This is a genomic window from Hugenholtzia roseola DSM 9546 (assembly GCF_000422585.1).
Taxonomy (GTDB): Bacteria; Bacteroidota; Bacteroidia; order Cytophagales; family Bernardetiaceae; genus Hugenholtzia; species Hugenholtzia roseola.
Window position 1 is genome coordinate 224,276 of the sequence record NZ_KE383878.1, and the last position, 17,727, is coordinate 242,002.

At 43.4% G+C, this 17,727-nt stretch carries 12 protein-coding genes; 6 read left to right on the forward strand and 6 right to left on the reverse strand.

What is annotated here, in order from left to right; all coding sequences use genetic code 11:
- Window positions 1-6: 6 nt before the first annotated feature.
- From G500_RS0109440 to G500_RS0109460, 5 genes are all read right to left on the reverse strand, one after another.
- Complete coding sequence (locus G500_RS0109440; RefSeq protein ID WP_027002386.1) at window positions 7-717, reverse strand: BsaWI family type II restriction enzyme; 711 nt, start codon at window positions 715-717, stop codon at window positions 7-9.
- Window positions 707-1,999: a DNA methyltransferase gene (locus tag G500_RS0109445; RefSeq protein WP_027002387.1), complete on the reverse strand. Its 1,293-nt coding sequence runs from the start codon at window positions 1,997-1,999 to the stop codon at window positions 707-709. The genes G500_RS0109440 and G500_RS0109445 overlap by 11 nt, the downstream gene beginning before the upstream one ends.
- Before the next feature lie 40 nt (window positions 2,000-2,039).
- Window positions 2,040-3,803, reverse strand: coding sequence for an ABC transporter ATP-binding protein (locus tag G500_RS0109450; RefSeq protein WP_027002388.1), 1,764 nt, complete (start codon window positions 3,801-3,803; stop codon window positions 2,040-2,042).
- 225 nt (window positions 3,804-4,028) lie between these two features.
- Window positions 4,029-6,119, reverse strand: a complete 2,091-nt coding sequence (locus G500_RS0109455) for a TonB-dependent receptor plug domain-containing protein (protein WP_027002389.1) — start codon at window positions 6,117-6,119, stop codon at window positions 4,029-4,031.
- Window positions 6,120-6,240: 121 nt separating this feature from the next.
- Window positions 6,241-6,435, reverse strand: coding sequence for a hypothetical protein (locus tag G500_RS0109460; RefSeq protein WP_027002390.1), 195 nt, complete (start codon window positions 6,433-6,435; stop codon window positions 6,241-6,243).
- Window positions 6,436-6,494: 59 nt separating this feature from the next.
- Between G500_RS0109460 and fabF the strand changes: the two genes are divergently transcribed.
- The 5 genes from fabF to G500_RS0109495 all read left to right on the forward strand — a co-directional run bounded on the left by fabF (window position 6,495) and on the right by G500_RS0109495 (window position 10,434).
- On the forward strand, window positions 6,495-7,751 hold the full coding sequence (gene fabF / locus G500_RS0109465) for a beta-ketoacyl-ACP synthase II (RefSeq protein WP_027002391.1): 1,257 nt from the start codon (window positions 6,495-6,497) through the stop codon (window positions 7,749-7,751).
- A 289-nt stretch (window positions 7,752-8,040) separates the two neighbouring features.
- A complete protein-coding gene (locus G500_RS0109475) occupies window positions 8,041-8,487 on the forward strand; it encodes a hypothetical protein (RefSeq protein ID WP_027002392.1) in 447 nt (148 codons plus the stop codon).
- A gap of 21 nt (window positions 8,488-8,508) precedes the next feature.
- Window positions 8,509-8,742, forward strand: a complete 234-nt coding sequence (locus G500_RS25995; protein WP_161626113.1) for a hypothetical protein — start codon at window positions 8,509-8,511, stop codon at window positions 8,740-8,742.
- Between the two features lie 6 nt (window positions 8,743-8,748).
- Window positions 8,749-9,057, forward strand: a complete 309-nt coding sequence (locus G500_RS0109490; protein ID WP_035756895.1) for a DUF805 domain-containing protein — start codon at window positions 8,749-8,751, stop codon at window positions 9,055-9,057.
- A 297-nt stretch (window positions 9,058-9,354) separates the two neighbouring features.
- Window positions 9,355-10,434, forward strand: a complete 1,080-nt coding sequence (locus G500_RS0109495) for an LptF/LptG family permease (RefSeq protein ID WP_027002394.1) — start codon at window positions 9,355-9,357, stop codon at window positions 10,432-10,434.
- Between the two features lie 10 nt (window positions 10,435-10,444).
- Here the strand turns inward: G500_RS0109495 and G500_RS0109500 are convergent, their stop codons facing one another.
- Entirely contained in the window at window positions 10,445-12,253 is a 1,809-nt protein-coding gene (locus tag G500_RS0109500) for a helix-turn-helix transcriptional regulator (protein WP_027002395.1), read from the reverse strand.
- A gap of 402 nt (window positions 12,254-12,655) precedes the next feature.
- Between G500_RS0109500 and G500_RS0109505 the strand changes: the two genes are divergently transcribed.
- Entirely contained in the window at window positions 12,656-17,458 is a 4,803-nt protein-coding gene (locus G500_RS0109505) for a right-handed parallel beta-helix repeat-containing protein (RefSeq protein WP_027002396.1), read from the forward strand.
- The last annotated feature ends 269 nt before the right edge of the window (window positions 17,459-17,727 follow it).

Sequence of the window (17,727 nt, forward strand, 5' to 3'; positions counted from 1 at the left end):
GATGCTTTAAGTATTAAGTAAGACTTGTAAGTCTGGAATGAATCTGTCAAACATTTTCACCTTATCGCTTTCTTCTATTTGGGCTTCACTCAGAACGTAGCAGCCGTCTGTGTCTATTTCCACAATGGCTCTACCCTTTTTCGTTGGGCGTTTGATAGTCAGCGTACCATCTTCATCTGGTGTAATGAAATAAACTTTGATGTGTTTGGTTGTTGTATCGGCTACTAACTTTACTTTCCAATAGCCTGTCTGGGCTACTCTTTCTCGCAAAGTAACTTTACTTGACAAAACGGCGATAATTTTAGACGTTTTAGGTTCATAAATTATCAAATCTACATCAGGCAGATGATAGCCATATTCACCATAATCTACCAACAAGTTTCGCTTGACTTTACTTAATTCTTCGGTTAGATTTTTGCCTTCTGTTCTCTCCAAAGCATTTCCGTTGATGACTTTCAACCCCAAGTCTTGAATTTCATCTTTGATGATGTATTCAATGAGTTTTTCTAAGTTTTTGCCTTTAAAGGCACGCCAAGACTGGTCTGGCTGTGGCAACTTACCTTCTCGTATTGCTTTTTTGGCTGTCTTACTTTGCAGGAAAGCGATTTGATGCAGGTCTTTTGCTTCCGAAAGCAGTTTTGAAACATATCGATACGCATTTTTTCCATGTTGCGCTTTTTCTCTTTCGTACATAGCTATCAAGTTTTTAATATTCATACTTGTTGCTTTTTTGCATGATTAAGATATATTCGGTAGGATACGCCAATTTCAAGTTGGCATCAGTAGCTTTGGCAAATTGCCCTGTCTGGCTATCTCTGGTAGAAGGCAACATTTTAGAAGGAATTTCTCTTTTTACAACGTCAAAAATTTGAAAACCAATCTGCTGCATTTGTTCGACAAAGACCTCTGCATTTTGGATTTCCACGCCTCTAAAATTTGTATTGCCAATCACGATACAAGCCTTGCCCTGCGGTTTGAGTACGCGATACATTTCCTTGAAAACCTCGTACATATCAGCGAAGTAATTGCGAACCTCACGCCCTTTTTTATTATTACCCAATTTTGACACGATTGCAGTTGCCAAATTGCTGTGCAGTTCAACTTCTTCTCTTTGTGCAGCCGAAGAACCAATAAACTTTTTACGAAATTGTGCCAACTCTTCTAAATGCCCTAACCAATATAAGGGAAGTTGGTGCAAGTCGGCATACTCATAGCTCGTTACATAAGGCGGACTTGTTACGATAAGGCTTGCCATTTCATTTTGACAGGGTAAATTTCGGGCATCTTGACACGCTATTTTTCTAAAATGCTCCACATTTTCAGCAACTTGTGGGGACAATATTTGGCACAAAGCCTCATTTTTTTTGAGCATTTTTTTAGCCTGCCGCAAAAATGTAGTCAAGACATCATAATCTTTTTTCTTCAAATCCCGCGTGGGTTTGATGCTTTTTTGCAGCCAAATAGAGCAGGTTTTCAAAATTTGAGCAAAGGCAACTAAAAAGAAATTTTTGATACTTTCGTCTTCAATCTCTAATATTCTATAAAGCAAAATTGCTAAATTTTCTTTTTGAGAAGATTTATACCAATAATCTATTCTCTCATGAAAGTAAAGTTTTTGACAGGCTTTTTCCCAAGCATATTCTTTTCTACCATTTGTAAGATTTTTTAAATCCATTTCCAATGAAAATAGCTCTTGTGTCAAATCACTCGACTTAATAGGCGTAGTTTTGGTTTTTGCTACCAGATAAGCAATTTCGTTAATGTCCGTTCCTATCCCAACCCTTTGATGAACAAGGCTTTCCAGAATCGTCGTGCCACTTCCCATAAAAGGGTCTATCACCATTTCACCTTCTTGGCTATGCGCCAAAATGAGCCTGCTTGCTAATTGTGGAATAAACTTCGCAGGGTAAGTGTAGTAACTATGCGTAACATAAGACGTGTCTTTGGGCGAATACTCTGAAAAGCTCCATGACTTGTCTATCAAAATTTGGTCAAACATTTTGGTTTTGTTTTATCTTTTCAATTTTACCTATATTTTACTACAAACTATGTGCAAACTGCATTTCATAGAGTTGTTTGTAATAACCATCTTGGCGGAGCAGCTCGTCGTGTGTGCCTTTTTCTACGATACTGCCCTTATCTAAGACAATAATTTGGTCGGCTTTCTGGATAGTAGCCAAACGGTGCGCAATGACAATGGCAGTTCTGCCCTGCATCATTTTTTCGATGGCGACTTGGATAAGTTCTTCTGTTTCAGAATCTACCGAGGAGGTGGCTTCATCTAAAATAATAACCTTCGGGTCATAGACCATAGCACGCACAAAGGAAATAAGCTGCCGCTGCCCTACGGAAAGGGTCGCGCCGCGCTCCTGCACCTTGTAGTGAAAATTGTCGGGTAGGCGTTCTATAAATTCGCTTGCGCCTATAAATTTGGCTACCTGACGCACCCTTTCTTCCGAAATGTCGGGGTTGCCTAAGGTTATGTTTTCTAAAATTGTACCCGAAAAAAGAAATACATCTTGCAAGACCACACCGATATGTCTGCGCAAAGCCTCCAACTTAAAATCGTTTAAATCGTAACCATCTATCAAGATTTTGCCCTCTTGAATTTCATAGAAACGGTTGATAAGATTGATGATAGAAGATTTGCCTGCTCCCGTTGCCCCTACGAAGGCAATCGTTTCACCTCGTCGGACTTCAAAGGAGATGTCCTTCAAGACAAAATCTGGCTCGTTGTAGGCAAACCAAACTTTTTGGAAAGAGATGTCGCCCACTAAGGTTTCTGGTGCGAAAGTGCCATCTACTTGAATTTGCGCCGTATCTTCTAAAAGCTGAATTATCCTATCCGAACCGACAATGCCCATCTGCAACGTATTGAACCTATCTGCCAACATGCGAATAGGGCGGAAAAACATATTCAGAAAAAGAATAAAAGCGATAAGCGTTCCCAATTCTAAGTGAGATTCTAAAACGCTTTTTGCCCCATACCAAACCACTAAGCCCGTCCCTGCTGCCGTAACAATTTCAGCCACAGGAAAATAAAGCGAATAGTACAAAACCGTCTTGATTTGGGCTTTTTTATGGTCGCGATTGATGTCTTTAAACTTTTCGTATTCTCTTTTTTCACTATTAAAAATCTGAACAATCGCCATGCCTGTGATGTGTTCCTGCACAAAGGAATTGAGATTAGAAACAGCAGTGCGCGTGAGATTGAAGGCTACCTTTATTTTTTCTTTGAAGATGTAGGTGCTGACAATCAGGAAAGGCAACACCGTTAGGCTCACTAAGGTTAGTTTCCAATCCAAATAAAGCATGGCACTAAAAATAAAGATGATTTGTAGAATATCGCCGATAATATTTGCCAAACCCTGTGTAAAAATATCCGAAAGCGTCTGCACATCAGAGATATTGCGTGTAACAAGCCTACCAACGGGGGTTTTATCGAAAAAACTAAGGCGCAATTTGAGAATATGCTCAAATACACGCACGCGCACGTCGCGCACGACATACTGCCCAAGCCACCCCGAATAATAGTTGTGTGCAAATTCCATCAGCCCTTGCAAAAGGACAAAGACGAGCATCAAGACCAGCATTTGGTTGAGTCCTGCAAAATTACCCGTCGCGATATGGTCATCTACGGTATATTTTATCAGATACGGACGAACAGGAGCAATCACGCCAAGCAAAATGGTAAGCAACAGCACACCGTAAAAATGGCGGAGGTATGGACGTACAAAGGGGAATATTTTTTTGAGCGTGGCATAATCAAAGATTTTTTGATTTGCCTGTTCTTTTTGCGCCATAGGAAAAGGGAAATAGGAACGCGCCTTTTACATAGATTCGCTATGTATAGAAAAGGCGCGAAGATGCAGAGGAAAAAGCGAAGGAAGAAGTCGTTTCTTTCCAAACGGCAAAGATAGCAAAAGGGTTTGAATTTGGACTTTCAAACTAAAAGCCTTTTTCCTGCTTGTGGAAATAGGAAAAAAGGCGATTGCTTTTTTATGTTTTTTTATATTATTTTAAATTTTTCACCAATCTATCGCATAATTGAGGCGCAAGAGCCATTCGCGATTTGTGGTAGGATAGGGTGCATGTCCGCCGTTGTAAGGTTGTATGAAGGGCGGGGCTGCATTGAAGGCATCATGCACGCCTACGGAAAGGTTTAGACCATAACGTAAAAAGTTGCGATAGAGGAGAAAGGCATTGAAAATGAGGGCTGCCTTCTGCTCTGTGGCAATAAAATCACCTTCGGGCGTTTCGGCAGTAAAAGCCCAACGCTTGGATAGAAAATTGCTACTTAGATTCAGGTGCAACCCTTTGTAGAGGCGATAGCTGGCTTGCAGGCTGATTTTATGAGGTGCTAATCCCAAATGTTGGTTGTCTATTTCGTCGTTGATGCGATAAGTATCGATAATCGGTTTGCCTGCCACAGTATAAAAGGCGTAGGCGGCATATAAGCTGCCACGTGTGAAGCGATAGCGTGTTTCGATTTCAAAACCGCGCGTGCCTGTTTGTGGATAGTTGGTGTAGCCTTCCGTATTTTCATCTACGACTAAGTAGGTAATGGGGTCGTGCGTTGTGATGTCGTAAAAATTAAGCGTTAGGGAAAGTTTTTTATCAATTTGATAGCCTGCTTCCAATTCTATCACATTTGTAATTTCGGGTCTGATGCTTTGATTGAGGCTAAAATTGATGTTCTGCACCACAGGCGCACGAAAAGCCGAACTATAAAGGAGTTTGAGGTGAAATTGCGTCCAAGTTTTGGTAAGCCCTAAGCGAGGCACAAAAACAGACTCATAGAAGCTATGATTTTCATAACGCGCCCCAAGTGTCAGGTTTGCCCATTTATGATTCCAGAGCATCTGCCCAAAAAGAGCAATATTTTCGAAGCGAATCCATTGCGAACCCGTAAAAAAGCCGCTTCTATAAAAGGCATTGTCGTTGAAATATTCCGTACCGAAGGTAAGGTTTAGATTTTGAATAGGCGTATAAAAAAGGCTCAAATTGGCTCGCAAACGGCGGACATTTTCCACATTTTCAAAAGATTTGGTGAGCGAATCGCCACTTTCATAGTTCCAAGGATTGGAATAAGTATAGCTAAAACGCGGCAGAATTTTGAGCGTGCCACTTTCATTTTGCCAAAGGTAGCGAATATCTATGATGCCTGTCTGAAAATTGCGCTCGTAAGGGTAGGGGCGAATGTAGTTCAAACCCGTTTGGATACGGCTGCGATAATTATCCCATAAAGCCCTGATTTCCAAGCCTTTGTATCGCAAATTTCCTATTAGGTTGAAAGTTTGGAGGCGCGAAACCGCTTGCATCTGAATTGTTTGGTTGCGAAAATCGGTATAAGGTTGCGCACTACGAAGGGCATCACCTACGAAGGCAGAGGCTGCGCCCGACCATTTTTCACCCGCCTTGCCCAAACTTAGGTTTAGATTTTTGCGCTGCGTGTTAGGCTTTTCCATCGTACCCAAAACCTGCGTCGCTTCCAAACCTTGAAAGGCAGACTGCGCCCTTGTTACGACATTGATAACGGCGTAGGCTGCTGCGCCCCCATAAATTGCCGACCCAGGTCCTCGAATGATTTCGATGCGCTCGATTTGGTCAGGCGAAATATGATTCCCAAATTGATTTGTCGCATAGAGCAATTCCGTAATTTCTAAGCCATCAATCATCAATAAGACTTTGCCCTCGTGCGCCCAATTCCCACGCATACCCAAGCCCACCACGCCATTGACATCTACGCCAAAATTAAACCCTGGCACAAGCCGAAGCAGGTCTATCAAATCCCTTGCACCGCTGTTTTCTATCTCGCGCCGCCCCATTACGCTTAATACGCTGGGCGCGTCCCTTCTTTCCAAAAGCGTTTGGGTAGCCAAAGAGGTATAATTTTCGGCAGAATCGCTCGCCTGCAAATCTTCAATAGAAAACTGATACAGATACAGACTATCCGTATTTTCCAAGGTGTAGTTTTCTTGTGCCATCAAAAAAGCAGCCGAAAAGGAAGTGCCAAAGAAAAAAAGCAGACCCAAAACAAGGCGTAAGGCACAGAAAAAGGCGTGTGTCTTGCGCTTTTGGTCTAAAAAAAACAAAGGCAAGCGATTTTGTAGGTTCATTTTTTTATGTTTATCATTCTATTTACCAAACCTGCTTTTGCATTTCTAAAAACGTGTGAATGGTTTTCAAACCTTCAAGGTAGCCGATTTGTTCGGTTTGTTTGGCTTGTCGGTAGGCTTTTCATAAGAAAGCCGCCTTTCTTTGGGCTAAGATAAAATAAAATTTGGAAATAAAAAACACAAAGGATAGAGAAAGGCAAAAAACGGCTTCTCTTGTTCTTTTTGTGCCGTTCCCAAAAGTAGCGCGTTCATTGTGGCTTGTGCGATTGGAGTTTTCTAATAAAAATAGGGCAAAGATTTTGAAAAATGCAGCCATGTGCCTAATTTTGAAAAAAAGTACGCAAAAGACCCATACAAATCAATTTGCCTGATATGATGCAATTAAAAAGAGTTGTTGTTACTGGCTTAGGCGCACTCACGCCCCTGGGAAATGATGTCCAGAGCTACTGGGACAATTTGGCAGCAGGCGTGAGCGGTGCAGCCCCTATTACGCGCTTCGATACCGAACATTTTAAGACCAAATTCGCCTGCGAAGTCAAAAATTTTGATGTCCATCAGTACATGGATAGGAAAGAATCCAAGCGCATGGACATCTTTACACAATACGCAATGGCAGTCGCGACCCAAGCCGTTGCAGATGCCAACTTGCAGGTAGGGCAAAATTGCAACGCCGACCGCGTCGGGGTCATTTGGGGGTCTGGCATTGGCGGTATCACCACTTTCGAAGAGGAAGTAGAAGGATTTGCCAAAGGGAGCGGCGTGCCACGCTTCAATCCGTTTTTCATTCCTAAGATGATTGTCGATATCTGTTCGGGGCATATTTCTATCAAATACGGTTTTAGAGGTCCCAACTACGTAACCGTTTCTGCCTGCGCTTCTTCTACCAACGCCCTAATTGATGCTTTTACCTACATTCGCTTGGGCAGAGCTGATGTTATCGTTACGGGTGGCTCGGAAGCGGCGATTACCCGTTCGGGTATCGGGGGTTTCAATGCGATGAAAGCCCTTTCAGAGCGCAACGATTCGCCCCAAACGGCTTCTCGTCCTTTCGATAAAAATCGCGATGGCTTTGTCATGGGCGAAGGCGGTGCCTGCCTTATTTTAGAAGAATTGGAGCATGCCAAAGCAAGAGGCGCGAAGATTTACGCCGAAATTATCGGCGGCGGCATTACGGCTGATGCGCACCACCTAACTGCCCCACACCCCGAAGGCTTGGGAGCGCGTAATGTGATGTTAGATGCCTTGCGTGATGCGCAAATAGAGCCAGAGGCGGTAGATTATCTCAACGTGCATGGCACTTCTACGCCCTTAGGTGATGAGCAGGAAATCAAAGCCGTCTTGAAAGTTTTTGAGCAGCATGCCTACAAGATGAATATTAGCTCGACCAAATCGATGACAGGACACCTCTTGGGCGCAGCGGGTTCGGTAGAAGCCTTAGCCTGTTTGATGGCGATAGAAAAGGGTATCATACCCCCTACTATCAATCACGAAACCATCGACGAAACCATCGACCCTGCCCTGAATCTAACCCTCAACAAAGCCCAAAACCGTCAGGTAGAAGTAGCCATGAGCAATACCTTCGGCTTTGGCGGACACAATGCCTGTGTGATTATGAAAAAATACAGAGGCTAATTTTCTACAAAAATAAATCTAAAAACCTAAGCGTCTTGCAGGCTCTTAGGTTTTTTTGGCTTTAATAAAAAAAAGATTTTGTTTCGTCATATTGCAAAAGAGAAGCAAGCAATAGTGGTTTATCCTTATTTTTTAGACTTTTTTAAGAAAAGAAGCTCGAGGCAGGTAGAGAGGTCTTGCATGAAATTTCATGCAATTTCATTTTTTTATGAAAACTATATTTTTTTTAGGTTCTTTGCGTAGGATTAAGTAGAAACACCTTTTCTTACTGCATAACTTATCTATCACAATGAAAAAAACATGGCTTTTGTGGCTTTTGCTACTCTGCTCTACCTACACCGCTTGGGGACAAGACGATGTCTGTTTTAAGGTAACAAACTATACCATCGATGGCGTGAATCGCGACAACATAGCCATCAATAATGACGTGGCTCTGTGTTTTTACACAAGTGAAAGCGGCACTTTTTCATTTGCAAACGTGTGGCGCGAAAGCGACTCTCAATCTTATGGAGCTTGTACTGCACTCAAAAAAAGGTCAGTTGCTGAAACAAGCACGCAATACGGCTATGACGAATACAAGTTTACTTGGAACTATCAAAACACCTATGATTACAAAAGAGGAACTTGCGCCGTAACACTGCGGAAAATCTACATTCAGGGTACAATTAAATTTACCTGCCAAATAGTAGAGCTGGCAAGAAACTCTGTTTTAGAATTTAAAGGCTACATGGAATAAACCTCTTTATCTCAATTTCTGATGAAAAAATACATTCTCCCTCTTGCACTTTGTTTTTCTTTTTTGGGCTTGATGGCTTGTGAAAAAAAAGCCTCGCCCAACGCAAAATATTCCGCCACTGCTACTTCTGCTAATCGCCCAATGAGCAAAGAAGATAGCATCAAGCAAGCCAAACTTTTTAAAGAGGCTGCAAAGTCGTTAGGCAATCTTGGTGGCAAATTGTTATTCGGAAGAAAGTACAAAACTAAAAACTAAATCAATATGTCTATTTTCTCTTTTTCTGGACGCATCGGGCGTTTGGAATATTTCCTTACTGGAATTGGGGTATTTGTTGCAAATAGTTTAGCTACATACTTCCTAAATATTGTGGCTTCTGACGACCCGACAACTGCGCTTTTCTTAGTAGCTCTACTAAGTTTGTTCCTCTGCTGGATAAGCCTTGCGCAGGCGGTCAAGCGTAGCCATGATGTGGGCAATAGCGGTTGGTGGTGCTTGATACCGTTTTATGGGCTTTATCTCTTGTTTAAAGAAGGCGATAAAGGCAAAAACAATTATGGTGTAAGGAGCTAAATGGCTAAAAATACACCGCACTTTATATTAGGTCTTTGATAGACTACCTTAACACTCACATTCTTAACTTCGAGTTAAAACCTAAGCGTCTTGCAGGCTCTTAGGTTTTTTTGGCTTTTTTCCTTGTCTTAAAAAAGGCAAACTTGGGTGCAAAATAGCGCAAAAAGGCTAATTTTGCGTCTGTTATCGGTGTCTGCCAACTGAATGGCTCATTTGCCGCTTGTTTCTTGGCTTCTTTGAAGCCTTTGCCTAAAATTATCTCTGCCTGCCCTCCTTTTTGTATGAAATTATCTCTGTATGAAATTATTAGATAGATACATCTTTTTTCAATTCCTGACGACCTACCTCTTTACGGTCTTAATTCTGGTTTTGGTAATTTGTGTGATAGATTATAGCGAAAAAAGCGACGATTTTATCAAAAATGCCGTTCCCCTTTCGGAAATTTTATTTGATTACTACATCAATTTCATTCTCCATTTAGCAACCCTTATCACGCCACTTTTGGTCTTTATCGCGACGGTCTTTATTACGGCGCGTTTGGCAGGGCGTACCGAATGGATAGCCATGCTAAGTTCGGGCGTGAGTTTTCGGCGTTTGCTTGTGCCTTATTTTGCAGGGGCAACCCTTATCGGAATTTTCTCCTTTTATTTGGGCGGTTGGGTAGTGCCAGATGCCAATAAAGAGCGTATCGCCTTCGAGGTGCGCTACATCAAAAAGCCTTATAGTTTTGATGAGCGCAATTTCCATTCGCGCGTAGGCGAAAATGTCTATGCCTATATGCAGAGCTACAACAATCAGACCCATACAGGGCGTTATTTTTCATTAGAAAAAATCATCAACCATCAAATTATAGAAAAATTACAAGCCGATGTCATTACTTGGGATACGGCACGCCGAAGTTGGCACTTAGAAAATTACGTCATCCACTATTTTGACGGTGAAAAAGAAAAGCTCAAAGAAGGGCGCGATTTGGACACCCTTATCGCTTTACAACCCAAAGACTTTGAGAGCAAGCACCGTTATTACGAAACGCTCACCTTCCCCGAATTAGAAAATTATATCAGCACCCAACAGCAGCGCGGCAGAATCCAAGACTTAGGGATTTATTATGTAGAAAAATTCCAACGCTATGCCTCGCCTTTTTCTATTTTGGTGCTGACCCTACTGGGCGTAGCCGTTTCTTCGCGCAAAACCCGACAGGGTACAAGTTTTCAAATCGCCTTGGGTTTTATTTTGGCGTTTGTCTTTCTAATTTTTGTGATTATTTCGCGCAGTTTGGGGCAAAGTGGCAGCTACCCGCCCGAAATAGTGGCTTTTTTGCCTAATATCACCTTCGGCTTAGTGGCGTTTTATTTATACAAAAAAGCCCCCAAATAAGACCCAAAAACTAAGCGTCTGCTCCAAAACGCTCGATAAGAAAGGTCTTAAAGTCTTGCTCTGTCCCCATGTCAAGTTTCTTTTTGAGGCGATATTTCAGACTTTCAAGCCCTCGCAGGCTCATACTAAGCAGATTTGCCATCTCCTTATTAGAAAGGTCTATCAAACTTAAAGCACAGACGTTGAGTTCTTTGGTGCTTAAAAATTCATAGTCTTGGCGCAAATGGCGAAAAATGTCGGGGTATAAGTTTTTGATATTTTCCGTAATTTGGAGCAATTCAAGCTCGACCTCGTTTTCGCGCTTAATCTCGCGCAACAATTGAGGTAAGCCCATCTTTTGCGACTGCAAGCCGTCTTGAATGGCTTTAATCGTCTGTTCTTTGCGCTCTATAAGGGCTTCTTGCATGGCAAGTTTGACTTCCAAGTGGCTAATTTCTTCTCTAAAACTTTCCTCTTCCTTGATTTTATTGTGATACAAGGCAGCGATGCGCTCTTTCTCGGCTTCTATGGCGGCTTTGTCTTCCAAATTGACCTGATACTCCTGCAAATGCACCGCCAGCTGTGCCTCCACGCGCTTTTTTTTGAGCAAATTCAATCGCCATTCGCGATACAAAAAGAGAGCCGCCGAAAAGAGTAGCAAAAAGACCAGTCCTCCTATCAGGATAAAAAGTTGTAACTGCTCGCGCTGATATTGCGCCAAGAAGTAGGCTCTTTCTTGCTGCCGTAGCCTTTGCGTTTGTGCTAAGGTCTTGCGAAAAAGCGACTGATTTTGTTTCAGAATCGCATTTCCCTGACGGATATAGGCTTCGAAAAGTGCTATCTGCGTTGTATCCCCTTTCTGGGCAAGGATTAGGTGTAGCTTTTCTGCAAGCAAGTTTTGCTTTTGCTCTTGCCATAAAGCCCCGTCTTGCACCGTTAGGATACGCTCGGTATAATGCAAAGCACTGTCTAAATAGCGAAGTTTGGTAGGCGTATCTTGGGCAAGTTTGCTTCGAATATGAAAGTAGTCTTCTTGGAAAGAATAGAGAAAGTGTAGGTCTTTTCGCTGTTTTTTCAGATTTTCAACACTTTTTTCATAAAAGCCTTCTACAAACTGTTGGATAATCTTTGGGGAAAGCGAATCTTTTGCAACCCCTATATAGGCGTTCATGTAGTTGCAATACAAAATTCCCCCCACTGCGGTATAATCTGTAGCCGCCTTTTCAATCACAGGCTTTAAGATTTGATAGGCTTCTTTGGGTTTTCCCATCTCTAAAAAAGAAGTGGCAATGTTATTATGAACCACAAGGGACATCTCGCCCTTTGTCTTGACTTGAAGTTCGCCCTGCTTTTGAAAGTAAAAGAGAGCCTTCTCAAAGTCTTTTTCGGTGTAATACAAACCTGCAATGCACTGCAAAAAAATGCCTTTGAGCGAATCTAAATGCGCTATTTCGGTGTAGGGCTCTGCTTCGAGGTCTTTCCAAAGATTTTCAAGCCTTGTGATGTGTGAGATATTGGTAAATCTATCTGCCTGTGCATTGACAAGTTGTAGATTGGCATAGATGCGCATGGGCATTGCATTTTGCGCTTGTGAGGCAGCTTCGAGATGCTCATACAAAAGTGTAGCCTCTGCCTGATTGCCTCGTTGCCAAAGGGCATCTGCCGAATCTTTCAATGCCTCGATGTCGAGTGAAAGCAGCGGCGTTGATTCGAAACCAAAAAGCGTATTGAAATCTGACGCACCTGAAGAATGGTTTTGCCCTTGGCAGGCAGCCAATCCCAATACCACAAGAGCAAAGGCAAAAAGCGTAGAAAAGCGCGTAAGGTTATTGGTTTGCATAGATAAATCGGGGTATGATTGCGCAAACTTTGTGCGTAAAAGGCTATTTTATGAAAAAGATTGCTTGCTAACAGGCACAAGCCTGCAACACACAAGGGCAATACAACTCTTAATAAACAATAAATACAAGGGTAGGTTCTGACAAAGTAAGAGAAAATACACAAAAGAAGCAAACGCAACACCCTGATTTTGAAGTAAAGATTGACAAATTGAGAAGCCTGCATGAAGAAATAAGCGGCAAAAAGGCAATTTCTACGATTTAAAGTAGCAATGCCGTATAAGAAGCGAAGTGATAGCGTATGCGCGGGCAAGACAAAAGCTATGTTCTAAGGTTAGGACTTTGTAATTTTGAGCAGAACAAACACGGGTGCGCCCAACACCAATCCTAAACCATCAAGTATCATGAGAATCTCTACCTTCTTTCCAAAATTTTGTGGCTTTGTAGCATTACTTTTACTCACTACTTTTGCACAAGCACAAATTCGTTATGTAAAACCTACTGCCACAGGCACAGGTGACGGCTCCTCGTGGGCGAACGCCTCAAACGACTTGCAAGGCATGATAAACGCCTCCAATGCAGGTGAGCAGGTCTGGGTCGCGGCAGGGACTTACAAGCCCACACAAGTCTGGTACACCTGCCCCACTTGTACGCTACCCCAACAGCGTAGTATTTTGCTCAAATCGGGCGTACAGGTTTATGGCGGCTTTGCAGGAACGGAAACAACTACGGCGGCACGCAACAACTTTGCCCCAGGACAAGCAAATGAAACCATCTTGAGTGGCGATTTGAACGACGACGACAACTTCGACATCAACAATGGCGGCTATCAAGGCACGACAGGAAACGACAACGTCTATCACGTCGTTGTTTCTACCTACACCACAGCAGGGCATACCACTATTTTAGATGGCTTTACCATCAAGGGCGGACACGCAGGCAGTGCGCCTTGGAGTGTAAAAGGAGCAGGGATTCATGCGACTATGAATGTAGCCGCCACACAAATTTTTAGAAACAACCACCTCATCAACAATCAGGCTTGGGAGCAAGGCGGCGGCATCTATCTTATCAATAACAACGCCGCAGGCACGTTTTTGGTGGAAAATAACGTCATAGACCAAAATGTAAATCGCTATATTCCCATTCCCGGCGCAACCACTGTTGGGGCAGGCATCTATGCAGAAAATAGTGGTACGCTAACCATTACACAGAATCAAGTTTCGAATAGTAAAAACTTGGGTACAAGCACTTGGTCGAGAGCAGGAGGCGTGCATCTGCACAATAAAGCAGATGGAACAACCAATTTTACCTACAACACCGTTCATTCCAATACCAGCGTCAATAACTACGCCTATGGCGCAGGAGTAGATGTCTTGCAAAGAGGGGCTGTCCTTAATTTCACACACAATACCGTCTATAACAACCTTCTTTCCACAGCAGTAGGCGCAGGCGCACACGCCTTCGGAGGCGGACTTTTTGTAGAAGGGCGCGGAACGCAAATCATAGAAGACAATACCTTTTATGGCAACCAAGCGCAACAAGGCGGTGCCATGAACATTTACACTGACTTCAATGCCACAGGCGGTTTTACGGTAAGACGCAATCACATCTACAATAATGAGGCAGCAACTGGAGGAGGCATTATGTTTGACAATAGAAGAGGCATAACGACTATTTTCGAAGAAAACCAAATTCATAACAACACCGCAGTAGGTTCTGGTGGAGGTATTTGGGCGCGGAATAGCTGGCATCAAAGTCCTGCCACGATTATTTTTGAAAATAACGACATCTACGACAACACCCTTACAGGCTCTGGCTTTATATCGGGAGGTGGAATCTGGACGCAAAATCCTGCCCAAGGAGGCAATATCATCATCAACAACAATCGCGTTCATGGCAATAGTGCAGGCACTTCGAGCAACCCGACAAACTTTGTAATGGGCGGTGGTGGTATTTGGGCAGACAACGGTGGCGGCAGCCTAACCATTACCAACAATGAGGTCTATGAGAACAGTTCCAACAATGGCGGCGGCGGCATAGCAGTCTTTACAGGACGCTTTTCTAATAACTGGACGCAACTTGTACAGACCACTATTTCGGGCAACAATGTCTATGACAATCAAGCCCTTTACAAAGGTGGTGGCATAGCACTGGAAGTAGGTAATAGGGGCATTTGTAACCTTGAACAAAACCAAATACACGGCAATAGTACCTTAGAAGGCGGTGGCTTGTATATCTTAGCTAATCAAAGTTCGGGCGGTGGCATTTCGGGTATCTCAAACGCGACGGGGAATCAGATTTACGATAACTCAGCCAACAATGGAACAGGTGGCGCACAAGGCAAAGGTGGTGGCGTTGCGCTACTAATCGTAGATGATGCAACCTCAAATTTTCATAGCAACCAAATCTATGGCAATGCCTCTGAATTTCGTGGCGGTGGCATGTATTCCGAAACCGAGCGCGGCGGCATGGCAAACCATCACCGCAACGCCATTCACCACAACACTGCAAACGAACAAGGTGGCGGGGCTTATGTCTATCTTAGCAGTTTTAGTAGTGCAACGGTAAGGCAGCAGTTTGTCAATAATACCATTTATGAAAACAGTGCGCAAAGTGGCGGCGGCATGTCGGTAATAGGGGGTCAGCGCATGGTCTTCGATTGCATCAATAATACCTTTTATGGCAATGCTGCCACTTCCTTAGCAGGGGCTTTGCTTACAAGCAATGGCGCGAATAATAGCCATGTTTTGAACTATCAGAACAACATCTTTTGGGGAAATAGAATCGGTACGAATACAGATGCCCCGGGTTCGGATATTCTTCGAATCGGCTTTACAAATGTCAATTTTACAAATATTACGCACAACATAGTGCAGCCCAATAGCATCTATGATTTTGATGTCGCCAATCAGAATTTGGTGCAAGACCCTCTTTTTGTAAATGCAGCGGCTGGCGACTTCCGCTTGCAGCCTGCAAGTTTGGCAGTGGATAATGGCAGCAATGCAGCTTGGGCTACTACGGGTCTAAATACAGACAAGGGCGGTTTTACGCGCCCGATGTATTGTGTCGTGGATAGAGGTGCGTATGAGCTACAAGAACCACCTGTCGGTCTCCCCCCCACCGACGTATATGTGTGGAACGGTTCAGTAGATTCAGATTGGTTTAAACCACAAAACTGGACTTTTGCAGGCTGCGACCCCAACGGGATTCCCTCTTGTGCCTATAATGTCTTGATACCCAATGCCTGTCCTAATTATCCTATCATCGATAAAGACGGGGCATCTTGTCGCGACATACACGTAGCAAATGGAACGAGCAACCCTTCTTTGGGTTTTGTAGCAGGGAAAAAATTAGAGGTCTGTGGCGATTTTATCCATTCAGGTACGCTTTCTACCCCTAACGCTGGTCGTGTCGATTTCATAGGCTTGCAAAAACAGTATTACATACGCACCGCCACAGCACAGGGCGAATTTAATGACGTTGTCATCAACAACCAATATACCGATTTGAACGACCCTCACCCCGATGGCATCAGCGACGCGCTTGTTATTGTAGCCACAACCCTAACCAAAGGCACAGACGTTTATACAGGCATAGGCAATCTTATCCTAAGCAACACAGGCACGCTTTCTTTCCTGCGCGGCAGAATCCGAACCGAAAGCACTTTCGAGGTTGTTATCAAAAACAGAAACACAAACGCCGTTCAGGGGCATAACATAGACCGCTTTATAGAAGGGCGCATCAGACGCTACCACAATAGCTTAGGGAGCTATGATTTCCCCGTCGGACTTAAACATTCCGAAATTGTTACCTCTGCGCCCGTAGAAGTAGTCATACCTTATTTGGCAGATGCAAATATGTACCTAACAACGGGGTCTTGGATAGCCAATCAGCCTTGGCTTGGCGGACAGGGCTGGAATCGCTGGATTTGGAACAATTACGCACAAATAGATTTAGGCGTAACACACTTTAATATCAGCGAACTGGTTTTGAGTGGCTGCCCCTCTTGTTTTGATAACGACCGCTATGTAGTCGGCAATATCAACCTTTCATATAGCACCAACGGCACAACTTGGGTGAATTATGGTAGCGTGCCTACAGGTTTTCCTTCTAATACAGGTACAGGAAACGACATCAATACTATCGCACTCACCCCTTTTGATGCGCGTTATATCAGAATCACCATACCTTCTTCTACGGGTGGGCTTCGCTTCAATGTCAATAAGAAGGAAGAAATCGCCAGCGACGATACCTTTGTAGAAGGGAAAGGCTACCAACTCGCCAACATCAACTTCACAAGTGCAACGACAATAGACAACCTTTTGGCATACTTCAATGAATACACAACCCTACCGGGCGGTACAAATCAAACAGAATGTAGCTACCAATTTAGCTGTGATGCCGCCGATAATGGTTTCTGGACTATCAACGCCCATGATGCCGCAGGTACTGCCATCGCAGGCGACGGCGTGTATTCGGCAACGCTTTACAACCGCCTCTATACCAATATGTGTGGCATAGCGGCGCAAGTGATGAAAAAGCCACACGGCGCAACAGGGGGCTGGACAATTCCCACAGGCACTTGCGGAAGTTTGCTCATAGATGACGTTTCACGTCATGGCTTGGTAGGCTTTTCCGATTTCGGCACTGCACAATCCGAATTTGAAATCTTGCCTGTAGAAATGGTGCGCTTCGAAGCCAAAGCAGGCGAGCAAGTCATCATCTTAGATTGGGAAATTATTTCCGACCAAGACTTAGATAAGTTTGTTTTGGAAAGAAGCACAGAAGAAAAACCAAATCAATTTGTCCCTATCACAACCCTTACAGCAAAAGGGAATCTCTACCAATTTGTGGATACGAAGGTAGAACCCAATCGCCTCTACTACTACCGCCTCTACATTGTAGAAAAAGATGGCAGCACTAAGTATTCACACATTCGCAGTGCAAGCATTTTTGGGCAGGCAGCAAAAGAAGGGCTTTTGTATCCCAATCCGACCCAAGACCGCGTCAGCCTTGTCTTCGGTCAGATACAACCGCAGTACCTCCAACTCTACAATGCAGAAGGACGCTTATTGCAGACAAAAGTGATAGAAGCCCAAGAAACGCAAACAGACCTCGACCTAAGTGCCTATCCGTCAGGTATTTATTTGCTCAAAGCAATACGCGCAGATGGGCAAAATCAGGCATACAAAATCGTAAAAGAATAAAAGTATAAACGAAAGTTGTCGTGAGACGCAACTGAAAATGGGTAACAAACAAAACAAAAAATGACAGCCTAATAGGTTGTCTTTTTTTTTGTCTTTTATGATTTTTTAAAACTGTATCGGCGTTCTTGCAACGACAAAAGCCTTAAATGCCCCAAACCCCTATGATGTTAAATTCTAAAAAACAGACGCAAGTGGTAGGGACAAGGCATTGCCTTTTTAGCAGTGAAATTGAAATAAAAAAGGCTTTCAGAGCTAAAAAATAGGTTTAG

What these genes read in the sequence shown, in the direction of transcription:
- G500_RS0109455 (WP_027002389.1), bottom strand. Translation starts at nt 6,119, where the DNA reads ATGAACCTACAAAATCGCTTGCCTTTGTTTTTTTTAGACCAAAAGCGC.
- G500_RS0109460 (WP_027002390.1), bottom strand. Translation starts at nt 6,435, where the DNA reads ATGGCTGCATTTTTCAAAATCTTTGCCCTATTTTTATTAGAAAACTCC.
- G500_RS0109440 (WP_027002386.1), bottom strand. Translation starts at nt 717, where the DNA reads ATGAATATTAAAAACTTGATAGCTATGTACGAAAGAGAAAAAGCGCAA.
- G500_RS0109445 (WP_027002387.1), bottom strand. Translation starts at nt 1,999, where the DNA reads ATGTTTGACCAAATTTTGATAGACAAGTCATGGAGCTTTTCAGAGTAT.
- G500_RS0109490 (WP_035756895.1), top strand. Translation starts at nt 8,749, where the DNA reads ATGTCTATTTTCTCTTTTTCTGGACGCATCGGGCGTTTGGAATATTTC.
- G500_RS0109505 (WP_027002396.1), top strand. Translation starts at nt 12,656, where the DNA reads ATGAGAATCTCTACCTTCTTTCCAAAATTTTGTGGCTTTGTAGCATTA.
- G500_RS0109500 (WP_027002395.1), bottom strand. Translation starts at nt 12,253, where the DNA reads ATGCAAACCAATAACCTTACGCGCTTTTCTACGCTTTTTGCCTTTGCT.
- G500_RS25995 (WP_161626113.1), top strand. Translation starts at nt 8,509, where the DNA reads ATGAAAAAATACATTCTCCCTCTTGCACTTTGTTTTTCTTTTTTGGGC.
- G500_RS0109475 (WP_027002392.1), top strand. Translation starts at nt 8,041, where the DNA reads ATGAAAAAAACATGGCTTTTGTGGCTTTTGCTACTCTGCTCTACCTAC.
- fabF (WP_027002391.1), top strand. Translation starts at nt 6,495, where the DNA reads ATGCAATTAAAAAGAGTTGTTGTTACTGGCTTAGGCGCACTCACGCCC.
- G500_RS0109450 (WP_027002388.1), bottom strand. Translation starts at nt 3,803, where the DNA reads ATGGCGCAAAAAGAACAGGCAAATCAAAAAATCTTTGATTATGCCACG.
- G500_RS0109495 (WP_027002394.1), top strand. Translation starts at nt 9,355, where the DNA reads ATGAAATTATTAGATAGATACATCTTTTTTCAATTCCTGACGACCTAC.